The 3091-nt window shown below is 49.1% G+C and carries 1 rRNA gene; it reads left to right on the top strand.

Annotation, left to right across the window (positions count from 1 at the left end):
* The first annotated feature begins 130 nt into the window (after nucleotides 1–130).
* Nucleotides 131–3019, top strand: a 23S ribosomal RNA gene (locus tag AC6CHH_RS16355).
* Nucleotides 3020–3091: the final 72 nt, after the last annotated feature.

The raw sequence follows: 3091 nt of genomic DNA, 5'->3' as shown, positions 1-3091 counted from the left end.
GATAATACGCAGAAGAGTTCTTTGACATATTGGAAGAAAAAAGACACAAGAGAAGACAACAGTGGTATGGTCATGTTTACATGGTTATACCGCAAAAGCAACCATTGCCTAGCAAAAGGGGCAATGTGTGAAGAAAGTAAATAAGAGCACTTGGGGAATGCCTAGGCTCTCAGAGGCGATGAAGGACGTGATAAGCTGCGATAAGCTACGGGGATTGGCAAATGCGAATTGATCCGTAGATTTCCGAATGGGGCAACCTGATATACTGAAGGTATATCGTATAACACGCGAACGCGCTGAACTGAAACATCTAAGTAGGCGTAGGAGAAGAAAATAATAATGATTTCCCAAGTAGTGGCGAGCGAACGGGAAAGAGCCCAAACCGGTACTGTTACGGCAGTACCGGGGTTGTAGGACCACAATAAGTCATCAAAGAAGCGAAGTGGAAACGGATGGGAAGCCGTACAATATGGGTGATAGTCCCGTACACGTATTCAACTTTGGGCTAGTGGGATCCTGAGTACCGCGGGACCGGAGAAATCCTGTGGGAATCTACCAGCACCATCTGGAAAGGCTAAATACTCCTGAGAGACCGATAGTGAACTAGTACCGTGAGGGAAAGGTGAAAAGAACCTTGAATAAAGGAGTGAAATAGATCCTGAAACCAAGTGCTTACAAGCGGTCGGAGCCCTTTAGTGGGGTGACGGCGTGCCTTTTGCATAATGAGCCTACGAGTTACTCTTGTCCGGCAAGGTTAATTGATTAAGTCAAGGAGCCGAAGCGAAAGCGAGTCTGAATAGGGCGTATAGTCGGATGAGGTAGACGCGAAACCTTGTGATCTACCCTTGGGCAGGTTGAAGGTGCGGTAACACGTACTGGAGGACCGAACCGATAAACGTTGAAAAGTTTCCGGATGACCTGAGGGTAGGGGTGAAAGGCCAATCAAACTGGGAAATAGCTCGTACTCCCCGAAATGTTTTTAGGAACAGCGTCGACATAGAGTCTTGCAGAGGTAGAGCTACCGATTGGGTGCGGGGGAGTCAAATCCTACCAAATCCAGACGAACTCCGAATGCTGTAAGATATGGTCGGCAGTGAGGCTTTGGGTGCTAAGGTCCAAGGCCGAGAGGGAAAGAACCCAGACCATCAGCTAAGGTCCCTAAATTTGTTCTAAGTTGAACTAACGAGGTCCGGTTGCCTAGACAGCTAGGATGTTGGCTTGGAAGCAGCCATTCATTTAAAGAGTGCGTAACAGCTCACTAGTCGAGCGACCGGGCGTGGATAATAAACGGGCATCAAGAACAGTACCGAAGCTATGGATTGTATATTTATATACACTGGTAGGGGAGCATTCCATAGGGGGTGAAGCAGCAAGGCGATTTGTTGTGGACTTTATGGAAAAGCAAATGTAGGCATAAGTAACGATAAGGCGGGTGAGAAACCCGCCCACCGAAAGACTAAGGTTTCCTGATCAACGCTAATCGGATCAGGGTTAGTCGGGACCTAAGGCGCATCCGAGAGGAGGTAGCCGATGGACAACGGGTTAATAATCCCGTACTATTTATAACTGCGATGTGGTGACGGAGTAGTGACACTGCCGCGAACTGACGGAATAGTTCGTTGAAGGACAAAGGTATTGGACCGGTAGGCAAATCCGCCGGTACAGCTAAAGTCCGATAGTACAGCAAACCTTCGGGTGCGCTGATAGCGCAGGTAATCAGACTTCCAAGAAAACCCGCTAAGCTTCAGGTTATAAATACCCGTACCGTAAACCGACACAGGTAGTCGAGGAGAGAATCCTAAGGTGCTCGAGTGAATCATGGCTAAGGAACTCGGCAAAATGGCCCTGTAACTTCGGGAGAAGGGGCGCTTCCTCTACGCAAGTAGAGAAGCCGCAGCGAAAAGGCCCAGGCGACTGTTTAGCAAAAACATATGGCTTTGCGAAATCGAAAGATGAGGTATAAGGCCTGACACCTGCCCGGTGCTGGAAGGTTAAGAGGGGATGTCATCCGCAAGGAGAAGCATTGAATCGAAGCCCCAGTAAACGGCGGCCGTAACTATAACGGTCCTAAGGTAGCGAAATTCCTTGTCGGGTAAGTTCCGACCTGCACGAATGGTGTAACGATCTGGGCACTGTCTCAGCCATGAGCTCGGTGAAATTGTGGTATCGGTGAAGACGCCGATTACCCGCAACGGGACGGAAAGACCCCATGAACCTTCACTATAGCTTAACATTGAAATTGGTTACAGGATGTGTAGGATAGGCGGGAGTAAATGAATCGGTTTCGCCAGGAATCGAGGATACACCCTTGAAATACCGCCCTTTCTGTATTCGGTTTCTAACTCGGCTATGCCGAGGACATTGTTTGGTGGGTAGTTTGACTGGGGTGGTCGCCTCCAAAAAGGTAACGGAGGCTTTCAAAGGTAAGCTCAGTACGCTTGGTAACCGTACGAGGAGTGCAATGGCATAAGCTTGCTTGACTGTGAGACCAACAAGTCGACCAGGGTCGAAAGACGGACATAGTGATCCGGTGGTTCTGTATGGAAGGGCCATCGCTCAAAGGATAAAAGGTACTCTGGGGATAACAGGCTGATCTCCCCCAAGAGCTCATATCGACGGGGAGGTTTGGCACCTCGATGTCGGCTCGTCACATCCTGGGGCTGGAGAAGGTCCCAAGGGTTGGGCTGTTCGCCCATTAAAGTGGCACGCGAGCTGGGTTCAGAACGTCGCGAGACAGTTCGGTCCCTATCTGTTGTGGGCGCTGGAAGTTTGAGTGGATCTGACCTTAGTACGAGAGGACCGGGTTGGACGGACCGCTGGTGAACCTGTTATGCCGCCAGGTGTACGGCAGGGTAGCTACGTTCGGAATAGATAAGCGCTGAAAGCATCTAAGTGCGAAACTAGCCACAAGATGAGACTTCCTCATAAGGGTCGTTGGAGATGACAACGTTGATAGGTCATAGGTGTAAAGGTTGAAAGATCAAAGCCAAGTGATACTAATAGCCCGAAGCTTTCCAATGCAGATAGAACTGTTGTCCTCTCTCTTTTTGTTTTTTTTCTTTCAATACAATGTCAAGGTAATGAGTCTTTA

Source organism: Sphingobacterium sp. GQ94, assembly GCF_059758715.1.
This window is presented reverse-complemented; position numbering and strand designations above follow the sequence as displayed.